Genomic DNA, 16,171 nt, shown 5'->3' on the forward strand with positions numbered 1-16,171 from the left:
CGGCAGAAGGCCCCGGCATGAACCGGGGCCCGTGCTGTGGTGCTGCCTGTGCCTATGCTACTTCTGCTGCAGGAACGCCAGCAGATCCTGGTTGACCTGGTCCTTGTGGGTTTCGGTCAGGCCATGCGGTGCGCCGGGATAGACGATCAGCCTGGCCCCCTTGATCAGTTTCGCCGACATCCGGCCGGATACATCGATCGGCACGATCTGGTCGTCGTCACCGTGGATCACCAGTGTCGGCACGTCGAACTTCTGCAGGTCGCCGCGGAAGTCGGTGGCCGAGAACGCCGCGATCGAATCGTAGGTGTTCTTGTGCCCGCCCAGCATGCCCTGTGCCCACCACGCATCGACCATTGCCTGGTTGACCTTGGCGCCCGGCCGGTTGAAGCCGTAGAACGGGCCCGACGGAATGTCGCGGAACAACTGCGAGCGGTTCTCCCGCTGTGCCTTGCGCAGGCCATCGAACACCGCGATCGGCACGCCCCCCGGGTTGTCCGCGGTCTTCAGCATGAGCGGCGGCACCGAGCTGATCAGCACCGCCCTGCTGACCCGGCCGGTGCCATGGCGTCCGATGTAGCGCGCCACTTCGCCGCCGCCGGTGGAGAACCCCACCAGGGTCACGTTGTGCAGGTCCAGCGTATTGATCACCGTGGCCAGATCATCGGCGTAGTGATCCATGTCATTGCCGTCCCAGGGCTGGCTGGAACGGCCGTGACCACGTCGGTCATGCGCGACCACCCGATAGCCATGCTCGGCCAGGAACATCATCTGCGATTCCCAGCTGTCCGAGTCCAGCGGCCAGCCGTGGCTGAAGGTCACCACAGGACCGTCCTTCGGTCCCCAGTCCTTGTAGTACAGCTGCACGCCATCGGCGGTGGTGATGGTGCTGGCGGTATGGGCGATGCGGGTGGCGGCCGCCGCGCGCACCGGCTCGGCGGCCTGTGCGGGCAGGCCCGCCTGCACCGACAGGGCTAGGACGGTAGCGGCAAGGGTGCGGGAAACGGTGTTCATGGAAGCGACTCCTGCGGAAGTGGATGGGGGCGTGACAGGACGTACTGTGCGCTTACGGCAGGGACCATCGGTGATGCAACGTCCGTAAAACTTGATCAGAAATCCCAGAACACCGGCACCCAGCGGAACACGTCCCCGTCCCGTGCCACCCGGCCCACCGACGGGAACGGCAGATGGGTGGCCACCAGCATTTCGCCGGTGTCGGCCAGCTCGGCAAGCAGCTGGATGCGCACGCGGGCCGCCTCCTCCGGATCATGCTCGAAGCCGTTGTGCCAGTTCGGCTGCTCGAAGCCCACCGCGAACACCGCGTCGCCGGCGAAGGTGAGCGCCTGGCCCCCCGAGGCAACGCGTACCACGCAATGACCGGGTGTATGCCCGCCGGTGCGGCGCGCCACCACGCCCGGCGCGATCTCCTGCTCGTCCTCGAAGGTCTGCACGCAACTGCTGTACTCGGCCCAGAAGTGCGCGGCCGTCGCCCGCAGTGCATCGGGGAAGCCCTGCGGCATGTTGGTGCGGCTGAAATCGGGGGACTTCCAGAATGCGGCTTCCGCAGCGGCGACGTGGATCTTCAGGTCCGCCCGCAGCCGCTGCTTCACCCCCTCCAGCAGCAGGCCACCGACGTGGTCCATGTGCATGTGGGTGATCACCACGTCGGTGATCTCCTCCAGATTGATGCCGGCCGCACCGAGGCGGCGGATCAACTGGCCGGCACGCGGCAGCTGCAGGTCCGGGTCCATGCCCAGGCCGGCGTCGATCAGGATGGTGCGGTCGCCACTGTGCACGACCATCGCGTTCAACGCCCAGTCGAAGGCATCCTGTGGCAGGTACATCTCCTGCAGCCAGCCGGCACGCTCGGCGGCCGGGACATTGTGGCCAAGCATCTGGGTCGGCAACGGCAGCACCCCATCGCTGACCACCAGCACGTCGATGTCGCCGATCTTCACGGCATAGCGCGAGGGGACCAGTTCGTCGAGCGCGGGGGCGACGGGGTCAAGAGTGTTTTCAAGGCTGAACATGGGGATCTCCACGAAGGGTTGGCTGGCGGGCAGCTGGCGTGAACAGATCCGTGGCACGCGGGCAGCGGCTCCGGAACACGGCAGGACCGTGTGGAATCAGCGTAGGAAAGGCCGGGCCGCCGCAGTAGACCCGTCAGCGGACTCGTGGTGTTGCCCTGTGGGAAGCAGTGCCCGGGTGGCGCGCGCAGGGCCACCCCGGACCCACACGGTGTGCAGACATGCACCGGTGTACGGTGATGTTCCTACCGGAGAATCATCGTGAACCGCATCAGCAACCGGGATTTCGTCGACGTCGAACGCGAGCTGCAGCACTGGCAGGCGGCGTTCCAGAGCGGCGAACTGCCTGCCATCAACTTCCGCCGCGAGGTGGCGCCGGTGATCCGCCTCGCCTGCGATATCTATGTGCGCAACCCGCACGGCAGCCGCGACGCCTGGCTCAGCGACCTGCAGACACGGCTTGCCCTGCGCGACAGCGCGCGCGACCATCCCGGCTCCGAAACGGTAGCGATGGCGTGCTGGGCGCGGCTGTCGGGCTCGCTCCCGCTGCAGCCCGTGCACTGAGCCACGGCAGGCCGCTCACTCCTCGCCGGCGAGCTGGTTGTGTTCCTGCATCAGCTGGTCGTTCAGCCGGTTCACCAGCGCAATGACCGCATCGGCCAGGGCGCGCGCATCGGCGGTGGAGCCATGGAAACAGATGCGGCTGCCCTCCACCTTCACCGCCGCCAGGGACAGCTGCGAGGCGAGCGTGCCGCACTGCTGCAGGAAGCGCGCGCTCCACAGCGCATCGGGCGCGATGTCCAGCAGCGCGGTGATCGCTTCGTCGGCGGAGGCATCCACCTTCTGATGAAGCCGTGGCACGTCGAACCCAATGATCCGCGGCAGCCTGGAGGCGCTCACGTGTTTTCCCCGGGGGTGCAGTGGCGCAATAGTGCGTCCGCCTGCCGGCCCTGTGAATCCCCCGGGGTGAACGGTTCATCCTGGCGCTGGCCAGCCATCCCGCAGCGCGCCCGCCGGTGTCGATTGCGCGCCCCCTGCCACGTCGGTAGAGAGAGGGCCGCCGCCGATCCTGGAACCGGAACCGATGAAGCCGACACTGACCGCATTCGCGCACTCCCCCGACCGTGGCCAGGGCCTGGCCCGCGACATGCGGGTGCGCTGGGCACTGGAGGAGCTGGGTGTGGCCTACGACGTGCAGCTGCTGTCGTTCGAGCAGATGAAGCAGCCGGCCCACCTGGCACGGCATCCCTTCGGGCAGATTCCCACCTACCAGGCGCACGACCGTGTGCTGTTCGAGTCCGGTGCGATCGTGCTGCACCTGGCCGAGCAGTACCCCGGCCTGCTGCCGGTCGACGCCGACGCACGCCTGCAGGCGATCTGCTGGATGTTCGCCGCCCTCAACACCGTCGAGCCGCCGATCGTCGAGCGCTCCATGGCCTGGATACTGGAACGGGAGCAGCCCTGGTACGCGCAGCGGCTGCTGATGCTGGATGAGCGCGTGCGCCTGCGCCTGGGCCAGCTGTCCACGCGCCTGGGCGATGCGGCGTGGCTGGCCGGCGACTTCAACGCCGGCGACCTGCTGATGGTGTCGGTGCTTCTGCGGCTGCACAGCAGCGGCATCGTCGGCGAGTACCCGAACCTGGCGGCCTACCTGGCGCGGGGCACGGCACGGCCGGCGTACCAGCGCGCGTTCGCGGCGCAACGGGCGGTGTTCCAGCAATCGCAGTAGAACACCGCCGGTACCTGCGGCGGATGGCGGCGGGTGTCAGCGCAGGCCACGCTGCTGCTCCGCTTCCGGCGCCAGGGTATGGATCACCTTGCCCTGCGCATCCAGGAACTCGATCGCACCGTAGCCTTCGGCCGTCACGGTCAGCCGCAGGCGGGTGCGGTCGGCCTTGTCGTTGAGGGCGATGGCCGGAGTACCGTCCGGCGCCACCACCAGCCCGATCCGGGTGGGCGCCTGCACGCCCGGAATCAGCGCATTGCCCAGCGCCGGTTCGCGGATCAGCGCTGGCGCCTGGTTGATCGAGAAGCGCACCTCGCCATCGGGCGACACCCGCCAGCCGATCGCATCCATGGCCGGATGGTCCAGCGCCAGCACGGCCATGCCGCCGTCCACGTCGGCGGTGCCGAAGCCTCCGCGCTCGCTGCCCTTGTCGTCGTACAGCACCATGCCGGCCACGTTGAAGGCACGCCTGTACTGGATGCCATCGATGATCGGTGGCGGCGTCTGTCCGGACAGTGTCATGCGGATCACGCCGTTCTCGTCGACGATATCGAGCCGGCGCGCGGTGATGCGTTCGCTGTCCGGCGCTGCCACCCGCGTCTGCGGGGCCCTGTCGACCACCAGGCGCTGCAGGGTTTCCACCGAAGGCCGCTTCGGTGCGGGGGTGGGCTCCGCCGCCAGCGCAGGCGTGCCCGCGGATGCAGCGAGGGCGACAAGCAGTCCGACACGGCGCCTCATGCGGGCACCCCGCTGGATCGGGCAATGCGCTGGCAGGCCGCCTGCACCAGCATCAGTTGTGCCACCAGGATCAGCATCGCGCACCCGGACAGCAACCACGGGTCGATATACCACTGCGCGTTGAGGCTGAAACTGCCGGCGGAAATGCGCTTCCAACCGTTGAAGTGCTGCATCGCAGCTACCACGAACCCGAAGCCGCCCATGCTGCAGGCCAGCCAGGGCACGACGATGCCGCCCGGTCGCGCCAGCAGTGTCAGCACGCCCAGCACGCCGATGGCGGTGCGCTGCACGCGGCAGTACGGGCAGACATAGGCCATCCCGCTCCATTCCAGCGACCAGGCCAACAGGCTGATCACCATCCCCACCGCGCCTGCGATGTACAGAAGCCTGCGTGGAATCATCGCACTGCCGTTGTCGCTCATCCCTTGCTCCTTCGCTGCGGGAACCTGCAGGCGGCCCTGTCCGCCTTCAGTCCTTCTTGAACACCGTGCGCTGGCCGATCGGGCTGCCCTTGCGCGCCGTTGGCCGGGCCAGGCCGGGAATCAGGAAATCGGTGACCTTGTGGCCCTTCTGCACCTTGGCCGCCAACCAGCGCGGCATGCGCCCGCGGCCGGACCAGGTCAGGCGCTTGTACTCCGGGTCGCGGTACTTGGCCGCAACCTTGCCGGTTCTGCGCCGCGCGGGCTTCCGCGCGGGCGCCGCCTCCTGCGCCGCGCCATCGCCGAACAGTTCTTCCAGCGTGTAGCCCGCCTCGGCCGCCGCAGCCTTCAGCATCCGGCGTACCGCGTTGGCCGGACGACGGCGGGAAATCAGCTGTCTGCGCTGTTCTGCGGCAACCACCAGGGCACCCAGTTCCCGAAGGCTGAGCGATTCGATGTCGATAGTCATGGCGGAAAGGTCCCCTGCGGCGCAGCCCTCTGTCAAGGCGCCTTGACTGACACGCGTAGACATCGGTGTCACCGCCACCGGGCTGCGGTCGCCACGCCGGCCATCCCCACGGCGCTCTGCGATCTGCTCGCACGTGCGTGCCGCCGGGGATCACCGTTTCGATTGATCCGGCCGCAACGCCGCGCGCGTGGCTACTGCAGCACCGCAGCGAAGAAGGCGACGACCACCATCGTCGTCAGCACGAAGGAGGCGAGCACCGAAGCGAACGCGCGCAGTGACGATCCTCCGTTCAGGGCCACGAACGCCTGCGTGCGCGCCCACAGGTACCAGATCACCGTCAGCGTGCCGAGCAGGGGCGCGGCGAACGGTCCAGCATGCGTTGCAGGGGACGCCGCCGCCTGCGCCAGCGCCAGGCCCAGCACGAAGGGGCATGCGATGAAGGCCTGGATCGAGAACGGCTCGCGCATCGTCTCGCGGTTCACCGCCAGCCGTTGGCGGCGCAACGTACCCAGCGCGGCGCCCAGCGCATACACGCAGAACACTGCGGACCGCGTCAGCAGCAGGCCCTGCTCGTTGCTGAAAAGCAGCTGCCCGACCGGCGAGCCAAGCGTCGGTGGGGCCATGCGCAGCGCCATCTCCAGGGCATGGGCGATGACCACCGACAGGATCAGCATCAGCACCGGACTGATCGCATCGGAAAACCGCTGCTCCGCATCCCTGGCCAGCTCCCGGCGCGTGTACAGCGCAATCGCACCCGGTCGTACCAGGACCCGCCAGCACGTCCTGGGGTAGAACACCAGCCAGCCGACCAGCTCGTACAGGAATTCTTCGAGTGATCGCAGCAGTCGTATGAGGTCCATGCCTTCAGTGGATAGCCTGCGACGCGTGAAGCCCGGATCACGGGCGCTGCCGAGGCAGCCGAGTGTCTCCCCTTTCACGCGCTCCGCAAGCCAGACGTGAGTGCGGGGGTGTCGGCAACCCGCATCCTTGCATTGCAGAACCTGTGCGAAGCGGACGTCACGGCGGCATGGCCAGCACGCGGCCGCCAGGCGATGTGTCAGCGATAGCAACCCAGCCAGAGTTGCCATTGCGGCGCCTTCGGCCCAGCGCACCTGCCCGCCTTCGACCAGGCAGGCGGCCGCGCCACCGATGCCGCTGCCTTTCAGCCGGGCGGGTCCGGCAAGCGGATTCCCTGCGTCGAAACAAAGGCGCGGGACGCGCTCCAATAGGCCTCTGGTGGTTCCCGCAGCTCGGGTCGTGACCCGCAATCGTTGATATGCAATGCGCGTATCACATCACCCCACCCGTCACGCGGATCATGAACCTGAAGTCGACCGCGATGATGGCGCGGATGATACGCATAGTGGCCAAGTGCCTCCCGACACGCTTCGTCCGGTGAACGACCCGCCTGATGGACCAGCGTCCCTGCACGCATGTGGCGCGCATGCGCGAGCGCACCCAGATACTCATCCTCATCCAGCAGTGGGACCCGCTCACCGCGGGCCAGGCATAACGCATCCGCTTCGGCCTCGTAGTCCAGCGACGGCTGCTCACGCTCCGGGCGCCAGCGCCAATAGCCTTCGCCCTCCACATGCAGCATCGCCCAATGCCAAGGCTCGTCGTGGAAGATCAGCGCCTGTTCGAATTCGCGGCCGCGGCTCTGGTCGGGATAGCGCTTGCGCGCCTGCTCGAGCGCCAGCACCTCCGGCACCTGGCCATAGCGGACCAGGCACCAGGCAAACAGGTGCCGGCTGTCTTCGATTTCGGTGGTGAAGTCTTCCACCGGGGCGTGAGTGCCGGGCAGGTTCGATCCTTGTGTGCGGATCAGAGGGTACCGACGCGTTGGCAGGACTCGCGGGGGCGATGAGACCTGCAGCCGCTCACTCGAGGCCGGTTGGTGGGCCCACCAGGATTCGAACCTGGAACCAAGGGATTATGAGTCCCCTGCTCTAACCGTTGAGCTATAGGCCCGGCGCAGCGCCACAGTGTAGTGGAGGCCGCGCTCGATCGGCTACCCGGCAGCAGTAAGAGCCTCAGCAACACGCCCCAACCGCTTCTCCGCCACTTCCGCGAACCACACCTGCCGCCGCAGGTGGACCTGGAACAGCGCCAGCGTCGCTCTTCGGGCGAATCCCACTGGATCCACGCGCTCGTCGCGCATCACATCGTCCCAATCCGGCACCGGCGCAAGCGCGCAGTATCGTGTAGAAAGGAAGGTAGAGGGCTCAATTGCTGATTGCGACACGCTCTGGAAAGCATGCAGCTTCCGGGAGATCCAACGCTTTGAATGGATTGGGAACGTGACTGAGCGATCACGGCGCCCAGGAAAATTCTGCTATCAGATTCCAACAATCCTCAAAGCCAACCAGGTTACGAGGCGCAGCGCCAGGATCGTACGAGCGGTTCAGTCGTTGGACACGCGGGGAGATGTGTCATCCAAAATCACCCAAACCGCACACCCATCGCGCTTACCCGCTCGGCATTCATCGCCGCCAACGCACGCAGCCCAGCCGCCCCCACACGCGCATCCCCCGCCACGCGCTCCCAGAACTCAGCGGCCAGCGGTGCCGCCCAGCGCAGGTGTTCCAGCTCGCCACTGCCACGCGGTGCCACTGCTTCCAGGGGCAGGTCCTGCCGCAGCACACCCAGTCGGGAAGGCGCCAGCGACATCGGCAGCATGTCGTACGCCGGCGCCAAGGGCAGCGCGCCGCGATCCACAAAGTGGAAACCCACGTTGCCCTGGTGCATGTCGCTGTTACCGATCAGGCGGCCGAATGCGTGCAGCCGCGCCACAGCCTGCACGGTGCGCGCAGACAACCAGCCCATCGCCTGCAGTTGGGCACCGGCAGCGGGCCAGTCCAGCATTGCTTCACCGGTGAACGCGGCCGACAGCGCCAGCAGCGAGACGAAGCCACGCCGCCCCAGCTGACCGGCGGTGCGGTCGAATCGCTCCACCTCCAGGAAGGTATGCGAGGGTGTCTGCAGCAGCTCGCTGTGGGCGGCATTCATGCCAGCGCCGCGCAGCGTCTGCAGGGCCAGGTGTTCGCACACCAGCAGATCGGACCAGCGCTGCGCAGCGTCGCCCCCATCGGGCTGGGCGAACTTCACCACTACCGCGCGTCGGCCGCCCGCGCTTTCCACAGTGGCGGTGAACTTGGGCTGCTCGCCGCCCGGCGATGAGCCGACGTCTTCGCCGGCCAAGGCGGCCCGGGCGCGCTCGGGGTACCAGCGCGTGCGATCGGCGGCGTCCACCCGGTCCGGCGGTGCGTCCAGTGCAACCAGAGCGGCCTGCACGGCGTCGCCGCCCAGCAGCAGATCGCCGATTTCGGTGCCACCGCCCTGCACCAGCGCCGTCAGCACATCATCGCGCTGCCATCGATTGAGGTCAGTCGGCAGGCCGAGCGTACGGCCGCGGCCGTGGGCGAAGCTGCGGCCCAGGAATCCCTGCGGCCGCAGGTCGTCCAGGTACCAGGGCAGACCAGGGAAGAAACCGGGCAGGTCGCCCTCGGGGGCACGCTGCAGGTTCGTGCGCGCGCGGCTGGCGTCCACGTGGAAGGTATCGCCACTGAGCGCGATCATCCGACCCAGCTCTTCCAGCGTCGCATCTTCGCGCAGCCGGTACAGCGGCCATTCGCTGCCGGCGCGTGAGGGCTGGCGCAGCGCGTAGGCGGTCGCGCGGGTCTGGCCCAGCCGCACCACCTGGCCGCCACTGGCGGCAACCAGGCGGCTGAGGGTCATGCGGTTCACGCCCAGCCGCTCGGTCAGGACCGCCGCCGGCAATGGCTGACCGGGGGGAAGCTGGGCGATCAGGTCCTGGGGCTGCAACAGCGCGGGGCGGGCCATGGCGGGGGTTGTTGGCGGAATAGTGTTACGTATTTATCGCAAATACCAAGGCGCCGCAAGAGAATTAAAGTTCACAATCCCTTGTTCCATAAGGAATTAGTAAAGAATTGCTGCCGATGGAAACGGAAATAGTGTTACGTAACAAGTTCCAATGGGGATACAAATATATCGGGTATTGGCCTGCGCCACCCCAAGAAAAAACCCCGCCGAAGCGGGGTTTTCTCAACACATCAGCGCAACCCGGAAATCAATCGATATCCAGGAAGCTGCGCAGCTGCTCCGAACGGCTCGGGTGACGCAGCTTGCGCAGGGCCTTCGCTTCGATCTGGCGGATGCGCTCGCGGGTCACGTCGAACTGCTTGCCGACTTCCTCGAGGGTGTGGTCGGTGTTCATGTCGATGCCGAAGCGCATGCGCAGCACCTTGGCTTCCCTCGGGGTGAGGCCGGCCAGCACGTCGCGCACGGTTTCAGACAGGTTGATGTTGGTGGTGTTCTCGATCGGGGACTCCACGTTGGTGTCCTCGATGAAGTCGCCCAGATGGGAATCCTCGTCGTCGCCGATCGGGGTTTCCATCGAGATCGGCTCCTTGGCGATCTTCATCACCTTGCGGATCTTGTCTTCCGGCATGTCCATTTCCTTGGCCAGCTCCTCCGGCGTAGCCTCGCGGCCGTACTGCTGGAGCATCTGGCGGGAAATGCGGTTCAACTTGTTGATCGTTTCGATCATGTGCACCGGGATACGGATGGTGCGCGCCTGGTCGGCGATCGAACGGGTGATGGCCTGGCGGATCCACCAGGTCGCATACGTGGAGAACTTGTAACCGCGGCGGTACTCGAACTTGTCCACCGCCTTCATCAGGCCGATGTTGCCTTCCTGGATCAGGTCGAGGAACTGCAGGCCGCGGTTGGTGTACTTCTTGGCGATCGAGATCACCAGGCGCAGGTTGGCCTCGACCATTTCCTTCTTGGCCTTGCGCGCCTTGGCTTCGCCGTAGGCCATGGCACGGCTGAGTTCCTTCAGCTCTTCCAGGTCCAGCAGGGTCAGCTTCTCGACGTCGATGGTGGCCTGCTGCTCGGCAACGATCTGGTCCTTCACCTCACGCAGCGCCGAGGACCACTTCTGCTTGCGCTTCAGTGCGTCTTCGACCCACTCCAGGTTGGTCTGGTTGCCTTCCCAGGAACGGATGAAGTCTTTGCGCGGCATGCGGGCGGTGACCGTGGCCAGGTTCAGCACGCGGCGCTCATGGGCCTTGATGCTGGCCATGGTGTCGCGCAGCTGCTTGGTCAGCACGTCGGTCAGCGGCAGCGGCAGTTTCAGGGTGACGAACACCGCCGACATCTCTTCGCGCAGGCGCGGCAGGTTCTTCTTGTCGCCCTTGGCGGCCGCCTTCTTGAAGGCAGTGAAGGCGTCGGTCAGCGCCTGCATGCGCGCAGCGACTTCCTCCGGATCCGGACCGGTCGGCGCGGCTTCTTCATCGCCGCCGTCGACATCATCCTCGTCCTCGTCTTCATCGCCCTCTTCGTCGCTGGTGTCTTCGGCAACGGCAGGCGCCGGGGTGGCCACTTCCTCGGCCAGGTCGTTGAAGCCGACGATCACTTCGGCCAGGCGCTTCTTGCCTTCCTTGTGCGCTTCGTAATCGGACAGCAGCGATTCGACCGACACCGGGAACTGGCCCAATGCGGCCTGGACCTGCGACAGGCCTTCCTCGATGCGCTTGGCAATGGCGATTTCGCCTTCGCGGGTCAGCAGCTCGACGGTACCCATTTCGCGCATGTACATGCGCACCGGGTCGGTGGTCCGGCCACCTTCGGTATCGAGCGCGCTCAGCGCGGCGGCGGCTTCTTCGGCCGCAGTGTCGTCGACCTCACGGTTGCCCGTGTTGCCGTCGTTGAGAAGCAGGGTTTCCACATCCGGGGCAACTTCATGGACATCAATGCCCATGCCGTTGATCATGCCGATGATGTCTTCGATCTGTTCCGGGTCGACCATGTCGTCCGGCAGATGGTCATTGACTTCGGCGTAGGTCAGGTAGCCCTGTTCCAGGCCCTTGCTGATCAGTTGCTTGATTTCGGATTGGGCAGGACGTTCGTTGGCCATGTAGTGCTCGCGCCACCGGCTGGGGAGAAATAGGGAACGTAGCATTATACCAGCCCGGGGCCCGGCCTGCCGGGCGGTGGTCCCGGCGGCCTAGGGCCTGAGAAGGAAGGTCACAGGACCATCGTTGACCAGGCTGACGACCATATGGGCACCAAATCGGCCTGTTTCCACCCCCGGGGCGTGTTGTTCACGGCAGATCGCGACAAATCGATTGAACCCGCGTTCAGCCTCGTCCGGCGGGGCCGCGCGGGTGAAGCTGGGGCGCATGCCCGAACGGGTGTCGGCGGCCAGGGTGAACTGGCTGACCAGCAGCAGCCCGCCCCCGGTATCGCGCAGCGAGCGGTTCATCCGCCCGGCCTCGTCTGCGAAGACACGGTAGCCCAGCAGCCGTTCGGCCATCCGCTGCAGCTGGGCCTCGGTATCGCCCGGCTCCATGCCCACCAGGGCCAGCAGGCCGGGGCCGATCTGCCCCACCGCTTCGCCGTCCACATGCACGGCGGCCTGGGTGACACGCTGGATCAGGACAAGCATCGGGGGCTTCCAGTTCACGGGGCCGGCCACGATAGCAGCGCCCTTGGCTAAACTGGGGCCGATGAATCCGCACCGCAAAGCCCGCCTGGTCTACCGCGCCACCACCCTGTTCGCCCGCCTGCCCTGGCCGCTGCTGCGGGGCTTCGCGCATGCGCTGGCCTGGGCCTGGCTGCGCCTGAACGCGCGTGAGAGCCGCGTCACCCGGCGCAACCTGGAGCTGGCCTACCCCGAACTGGACGGCCCCGCACGCGACCGCCTGCAGCGCGATCTGCTGCGCTCCACCGCCCTGCAGGCCATCGAAACCCTGCGCCTGTGGAGCCGCGAACCCGCCGACAACCTGCGCCGGCACCTGCGCCAGCGCCACGGCGAGGCCCTGTACGACGCCGCGCTGGCCAGCGGCAAGGGGGTGATCGTGGCCGCGCCGCACTTCGGCAACTGGGAGCTGCTGAACCAGTGGCTGGCCTCGCGCGGGCAGATCGCCATCGTCTACAAGCCGCCGGAAGACGAGGCCAGCGATGCCTTCCTGCAGATCGTGCGCGGCGGCCAGAACGTGCAGCAGGTGCGCGCCGAGGGGCCGGCCGTGCGCCAGCTGTTCAAGGTGCTCAAGGACGGCGGCGCCACCGGCATCCTGCCCGACCAGCAGCCCAAGGCCGGCGACGGGGTGTTCGTGCCGTTCTTCGGCGTGCAGGCGCTGACCATGACCCTGGTCAACCGCCTGGCCGAACGTACCGGCGCCACCGTGCTGTACGGCTGGTGCGAGCGGATCGGCCCGGACATGGAATTCGCCCTGCACATCGAGCCGACCGACCCTGCGGTGGCCGATCCGGACCCGCAGGTGGCCGCCGCCGCGCTCAACGCCGGCATCGAACGCATCGCCCGCCGCGACCCGGCGCAGTACCAGTGGACCTACAAGCGCTATACGCTGCGGCCAGCGGGCAGCGGCGAAGACGACCCGTACGCGACCGAAGAACATCCCCACTGATCCCGGCGCTGCGGCCTGCGACACAGCGCCGCAGCACGTTGAATACGACGCTGGCGCCCCCATAGAGACCCCGATGTCCGCCTCCCCCGGTCCTGCCATGTCTGCTTCCTCCCTGTTCGGTGATCCGGCGGCGATCCGCTGCGAGCGCGCGGTCGCCGAACTGCGTGCCGGTCGCCCGGTGCTGCTCCACGATGGCCAGGGCCAGCGCCTGGCGGTGATCGCGCTGGACAGCGCCACGGCCAGCAGCTTCGCCGCCTTCGCCGCTGCCGCCGGCCAGCGCCACTACCTGTACCTGACCGCCACCCGTGCCCGTGTGCTGGGCGTGGAGGCGCCCGAGGGCGCGCGCCTGCCGCTGGCCGGCGTGGCCTTCGATGCGCTGCCGTCGCTGGGCTACCTGCGCGAACCGGGTCCGATGCCGGCAGGCTGGAGCGCCGGCGATGGCTTCGATGCCGGTGCGGTGGAACTGGCCCGCCTGGGCCTGCTGCTGCCAGCGATGGTGGCCGTGCGCCTGGCCACCGACGATGCCACCTTCGAGGGGGCGGCCGAGGTCGGGCTGTGCGACCTGGCCGAAGGCGCTGCGCATGCGGCACACGATTACGAACTGGTGGCGCGCTCGCCGGTGCCGCTGCGCGACGTCGGCATGACCACCTTTGCCGTGTTCCGTGGCGGCGTGGCGCAGCGCGACCAGGTCGCGATCATCGTCGGCGAACCGGACCTGTCGGCCGTGGTGCCGGTGCGCGTGCATTCGTCCTGCCTCACCGGTGACCTGTTCGGCTCGCTCAAATGCGACTGCGGCGACCAGCTGCGGCGCGGTCTGCGCAAGCTGAAGGAACTGGGCGGCGGCGTGCTGCTGTACCTGGACCAGGAAGGGCGTGGCACCGGCATTGCCGCCAAGATGCGCGCCTATGGTTACCAGCACGACGGCCTGGACACCATCGACGCCGATGCGCAGCTGGGTTTCGGCGCCGACGAGCGCCGCTATGGCAGCGCCGTGGCCATGCTGCGGGGCCTGGGGGTTTCGCGCGTGGCCCTGCTCAGCAACAACCCGACCAAGGCCCAGCGGCTGCGCAACGCCGGCATCGAAGTGCTGGACTGCATTCCGGTCACCGGTGAAATCACCGCCGAGAACGAGCACTATCTGCGCACCAAGGCCGACCGCGCCGGCCATCTGCTCGATGTCGACGCACTGATCCAGGCCGCCCAGTAAGGCGGCCGACCTGCTACCGTCTGCCGGTGCGGTCGCCACCGCGCATGCCCGCCCTGCTGCCTGACGGACGCCCGCGTGACCGAACTGCCTTCTGCCGCTCCCGCCCTCCCCCCCGCCCTGGACCACTGGCAACCCCTGCCGCCGCGTGCCGCGCGGCTGGCGGCGCTGGAAGGGGCCTTCGGTGGTGTGTTCATCCCCGGCATTCCGCTCGCCGCAGCGTGGTGGTTCTTCGACCTTCCCGGTGGCCTGTGGGGCGCCTCGCTGGGCCTGCTGGCCGGCATCGCCTTCGGTGCCTGGATCGGCCAGCGCCGCACCTCACGCACGCGCTGGCGGCTGGATGCGCAGGGCCTGGGGCTGCGCCGCGACCTGCTCTGGCAGCTTGAAACCCGCCTGCCGATCTCGCGCGTGCAGCACCTGGACCTGCGACGCGGCCCGCTGGAGCGCCGCGCCGGACTGGCCACGCTGATCGTGCACACCGCCGGCACCCGCCTCAGCGCGGTCACCATCAACGGCCTGGACCAGGCCGATGCCGAGCGCCTGCGCGACACCCTGGCCCACCAGCTCGACCAGGACGACGACGCCCTGTGAGCCAGCCGCCGCCCCTGCCCGCCTCGCTGCCGAGCGGTGGCGAAGAGCATCGCCTGCACCGCTGGTCCTGGTTGTTCGTGCTGCTCATGCAGCTGCGCCACTACTTCCTGCCGCTGGTCGCGCTGCTGGTGTTCGGCCAGCGCGGCGACCGCGATCCGCTGTGGGCGCAACTGATCCCGCTGGGCGCCATCGTCGCCCTGGTACTGGTCTCGGTCCTGCAGTACCTCAGCTACCGTTACCGCATCGGCAGCGATGCGATCACCGTGCGCAGCGGACTGCTGGCCCGCAACCGGCGCGAGATTCCGTTCGCCCGCATCCACAACGTGGAAGTGCGGCAGAACCCGCTGCACCGTCTGTTCGGCGTGGCCGAACTGCGGCTGGAATCGGCCGGCGGCGTGCGCCCGGAAGCCGAGATGCGGGTGCTGCGGCTGGACCAGGCACTGGCGCTGGAACAGCTGGTACGCCAACGCGGCCAGCCGCCCGTGGCCGTCGCCGATGACATCGCCGCAGCGGCCACCACGCGCGACGACGATCCGGTGCTGCTGCGCCTGTCCAGCTGGGACGTGGTGCGCATGGGCCTGCTCTCCAACCGGGGCTGGGCGCTGGCGATCGCCGCCTTCGGCGTACTGTTCCAGACCGTGCCGCGGCCGGTGATGGACGACGCCCTGCAGCGCGGCGGCCGTGAAGCCTTCGGCTACGCCAGCCACCTGCATCCCGGCGTTGCCGGCGCACTGATGCTGCTGCTGGCCACGCTGCTGCTGGGCTGGCTGTCGCTGCGCGTGCTGTCGGTGGTGCTGACCCTGCTGCGCTACCACGGCTTCACCCTCAGCGAGCGCGAGCGGCGGTTGACCGTATCCACCGGCCTGCTCAGCCGCACCCGCAGCAGCGTCGCGCGCCGCCGCATCCAGGCCTGGACCCTGCGCGAAAGCACGTTGCAACGGTGGTTCGGGCTGCGCCAGCTGCGCATCGACAGTGCCGCCGGCGGGCCATCGCGCGACGATGACCGCGCCCTGCGCGAACTGGCGCCACTGGCGGCAGCCGGCACCTGTGACGGCTTGGTGCGGCACCTGCTGCCGCAGCTGCAGTGGCCACCGCCGCACTGGCAGCCGGTGCCGCAGCGTGGCTGGTGGCGGCTGTGCCTGCCCAGCATGCTGATGGTGCCGCTGCTGGCGGCCGGCATGTACTGGCGCTGGGGCCCGTGGGCGCTGCTGGTGCTGGCCTGGCTGCCCGTGGCGCTGCTGGTGGCCAACCGGCAGATGGCACGCATCGGCTGGCACCTGGACGCGCAGTTCGTGGCCGTGCGCGGTGGCTGGTGGAAGCGCTGGTGGCGCTGGGCCGAACTGGACAAGGTGCAGGGCCTGCGCCTGCAGCGCTCACCGCTGGACAAGCTGCTGGGTACCGCCAGCCTGCAGCTGGACACCGCCGGTGCGCATGGCGATGTGGCGCTGGCACTGAATTACCTGCCGCACGCCCAGGCCCAGCAGGTGATGGAGCAGCTGGCCGCAGCGCTGGCGCGGCGCAAGCTGCGCTGGTGAGGGTGCAGCGT

The 16,171-nt window shown here is 68.0% G+C and carries 17 protein-coding genes and 1 tRNA gene; 6 read left to right on the forward strand and 12 right to left on the reverse strand.

Going from position 1 to position 16,171, the window contains the following annotated elements; all coding sequences use genetic code 11:
- Positions 1-57: 57 nt before the first annotated feature.
- Together Q5Z10_RS18845 and Q5Z10_RS18850 are read right to left on the reverse strand one after the other, a co-directional pair.
- Positions 58-1,011 (reverse strand): alpha/beta fold hydrolase, encoded by a 954-nt coding sequence (locus Q5Z10_RS18845; RefSeq protein WP_303636880.1) that lies wholly within the window; start codon positions 1,009-1,011, stop codon positions 58-60.
- Positions 1,012-1,106: 95 nt separating this feature from the next.
- Positions 1,107-2,027 carry an MBL fold metallo-hydrolase gene (locus Q5Z10_RS18850; RefSeq protein ID WP_303636881.1) on the reverse strand — a complete coding sequence of 307 codons (921 nt, stop codon included), beginning with the start codon at positions 2,025-2,027 and terminating at the stop codon, positions 1,107-1,109.
- Between the two features lie 258 nt (positions 2,028-2,285).
- Between Q5Z10_RS18850 and Q5Z10_RS18855 the strand changes: the two genes are divergently transcribed.
- On the forward strand, positions 2,286-2,588 hold the full coding sequence (locus tag Q5Z10_RS18855) for a hypothetical protein (protein WP_303636882.1): 303 nt from the start codon (positions 2,286-2,288) through the stop codon (positions 2,586-2,588).
- A 15-nt stretch (positions 2,589-2,603) separates the two neighbouring features.
- On the opposite strand, the gene Q5Z10_RS18860 is transcribed toward Q5Z10_RS18855, so the two are convergent.
- Positions 2,604-2,924 (reverse strand): hypothetical protein, encoded by a 321-nt coding sequence (locus tag Q5Z10_RS18860; protein ID WP_303636883.1) that lies wholly within the window; start codon positions 2,922-2,924, stop codon positions 2,604-2,606.
- 184 nt (positions 2,925-3,108) lie between these two features.
- On the opposite strand from Q5Z10_RS18860, the gene Q5Z10_RS18865 reads away from it, so the two are divergent.
- Entirely contained in the window at positions 3,109-3,753 is a 645-nt protein-coding gene (locus Q5Z10_RS18865; RefSeq protein ID WP_303636884.1) for a glutathione S-transferase family protein, read from the forward strand.
- A gap of 36 nt (positions 3,754-3,789) precedes the next feature.
- On the opposite strand, the gene Q5Z10_RS18870 is transcribed toward Q5Z10_RS18865, so the two are convergent.
- The 9 genes from Q5Z10_RS18870 to dtd all read right to left on the reverse strand — a co-directional run bounded on the left by Q5Z10_RS18870 (position 3,790) and on the right by dtd (position 11,848).
- Complete coding sequence (locus Q5Z10_RS18870) at positions 3,790-4,392, reverse strand: hypothetical protein (RefSeq protein WP_303636885.1); 603 nt, start codon at positions 4,390-4,392, stop codon at positions 3,790-3,792.
- A gap of 92 nt (positions 4,393-4,484) precedes the next feature.
- On the reverse strand, positions 4,485-4,910 hold the full coding sequence (locus tag Q5Z10_RS18875) for a hypothetical protein (RefSeq protein ID WP_303636886.1): 426 nt from the start codon (positions 4,908-4,910) through the stop codon (positions 4,485-4,487).
- Between the two features lie 46 nt (positions 4,911-4,956).
- Positions 4,957-5,376 carry an H-NS histone family protein gene (locus Q5Z10_RS18880; RefSeq protein WP_303636887.1) on the reverse strand — a complete coding sequence of 140 codons (420 nt, stop codon included), beginning with the start codon at positions 5,374-5,376 and terminating at the stop codon, positions 4,957-4,959.
- 191 nt (positions 5,377-5,567) lie between these two features.
- Positions 5,568-6,602, reverse strand: coding sequence for a hypothetical protein (locus Q5Z10_RS18885; protein WP_303636888.1), 1,035 nt, complete (start codon positions 6,600-6,602; stop codon positions 5,568-5,570).
- On the reverse strand, positions 6,539-7,180 hold the full coding sequence (locus Q5Z10_RS18890; protein ID WP_303639226.1) for a hypothetical protein: 642 nt from the start codon (positions 7,178-7,180) through the stop codon (positions 6,539-6,541). The genes Q5Z10_RS18885 and Q5Z10_RS18890 overlap by 64 nt, the downstream gene beginning before the upstream one ends.
- 91 nt (positions 7,181-7,271) lie before the next feature.
- Positions 7,272-7,347: transfer RNA gene (locus tag Q5Z10_RS18895), tRNA-Ile, on the reverse strand.
- Between the two features lie 471 nt (positions 7,348-7,818).
- Entirely contained in the window at positions 7,819-9,219 is a 1,401-nt protein-coding gene (yjjJ, locus tag Q5Z10_RS18900; RefSeq protein WP_303636889.1) for a type II toxin-antitoxin system HipA family toxin YjjJ, read from the reverse strand.
- A gap of 247 nt (positions 9,220-9,466) precedes the next feature.
- The gene (gene rpoD / locus Q5Z10_RS18905) at positions 9,467-11,317 is read right to left on the reverse strand and encodes an RNA polymerase sigma factor RpoD (RefSeq protein ID WP_303636890.1); all 1,851 of its coding nucleotides are present in this window, start codon (positions 11,315-11,317) and stop codon (positions 9,467-9,469) included.
- 90 nt (positions 11,318-11,407) lie between these two features.
- Entirely contained in the window at positions 11,408-11,848 is a 441-nt protein-coding gene (dtd, locus tag Q5Z10_RS18910) for a D-aminoacyl-tRNA deacylase (protein WP_303636891.1), read from the reverse strand.
- A 61-nt stretch (positions 11,849-11,909) separates the two neighbouring features.
- On the opposite strand from dtd, the gene Q5Z10_RS18915 reads away from it, so the two are divergent.
- The 4 genes from Q5Z10_RS18915 to Q5Z10_RS18930 all read left to right on the forward strand — a co-directional run bounded on the left by Q5Z10_RS18915 (position 11,910) and on the right by Q5Z10_RS18930 (position 16,160).
- Positions 11,910-12,830 (forward strand): lauroyl acyltransferase, encoded by a 921-nt coding sequence (locus Q5Z10_RS18915; protein WP_303636892.1) that lies wholly within the window; start codon positions 11,910-11,912, stop codon positions 12,828-12,830.
- 73 nt (positions 12,831-12,903) lie between these two features.
- Positions 12,904-14,037: a GTP cyclohydrolase II RibA gene (gene ribA, locus Q5Z10_RS18920; RefSeq protein WP_303636893.1), complete on the forward strand. Its 1,134-nt coding sequence runs from the start codon at positions 12,904-12,906 to the stop codon at positions 14,035-14,037.
- Positions 14,038-14,112: 75 nt separating this feature from the next.
- Positions 14,113-14,625: a PH domain-containing protein gene (locus Q5Z10_RS18925; protein WP_303636894.1), complete on the forward strand. Its 513-nt coding sequence runs from the start codon at positions 14,113-14,115 to the stop codon at positions 14,623-14,625.
- A complete protein-coding gene (locus Q5Z10_RS18930; protein WP_303636895.1) occupies positions 14,622-16,160 on the forward strand; it encodes a PH domain-containing protein in 1,539 nt (512 codons plus the stop codon). Before Q5Z10_RS18925 ends, Q5Z10_RS18930 begins: the two co-directional genes overlap by 4 nt.
- Positions 16,161-16,171 lie beyond the last annotated feature (11 nt).

Source organism: Stenotrophomonas sp. 704A1 (assembly GCF_030549525.1).
In the GTDB taxonomy this organism is placed as follows: domain Bacteria; phylum Pseudomonadota; class Gammaproteobacteria; order Xanthomonadales; family Xanthomonadaceae; genus Stenotrophomonas; species Stenotrophomonas tuberculopleuritidis.

Excerpts from the sequence above, each read along its gene's own strand:
- ribA (WP_303636893.1), top strand. The coding sequence starts at position 12,904 with ATGTCCGCCTCCCCCGGTCCTGCCATGTCTGCTTCCTCCCTGTTCGGT.
- dtd (WP_303636891.1), bottom strand. The coding sequence starts at position 11,848 with ATGCTTGTCCTGATCCAGCGTGTCACCCAGGCCGCCGTGCATGTGGAC.
- Q5Z10_RS18880 (WP_303636887.1), bottom strand. The coding sequence starts at position 5,376 with ATGACTATCGACATCGAATCGCTCAGCCTTCGGGAACTGGGTGCCCTG.
- Q5Z10_RS18865 (WP_303636884.1), top strand. The coding sequence starts at position 3,109 with ATGAAGCCGACACTGACCGCATTCGCGCACTCCCCCGACCGTGGCCAG.
- Q5Z10_RS18915 (WP_303636892.1), top strand. The coding sequence starts at position 11,910 with ATGAATCCGCACCGCAAAGCCCGCCTGGTCTACCGCGCCACCACCCTG.
- rpoD (WP_303636890.1), bottom strand. The coding sequence starts at position 11,317 with ATGGCCAACGAACGTCCTGCCCAATCCGAAATCAAGCAACTGATCAGC.
- Q5Z10_RS18875 (WP_303636886.1), bottom strand. The coding sequence starts at position 4,910 with ATGAGCGACAACGGCAGTGCGATGATTCCACGCAGGCTTCTGTACATC.
- yjjJ (WP_303636889.1), bottom strand. The coding sequence starts at position 9,219 with ATGGCCCGCCCCGCGCTGTTGCAGCCCCAGGACCTGATCGCCCAGCTT.
- Q5Z10_RS18850 (WP_303636881.1), bottom strand. The coding sequence starts at position 2,027 with ATGTTCAGCCTTGAAAACACTCTTGACCCCGTCGCCCCCGCGCTCGAC.
- Q5Z10_RS18845 (WP_303636880.1), bottom strand. The coding sequence starts at position 1,011 with ATGAACACCGTTTCCCGCACCCTTGCCGCTACCGTCCTAGCCCTGTCG.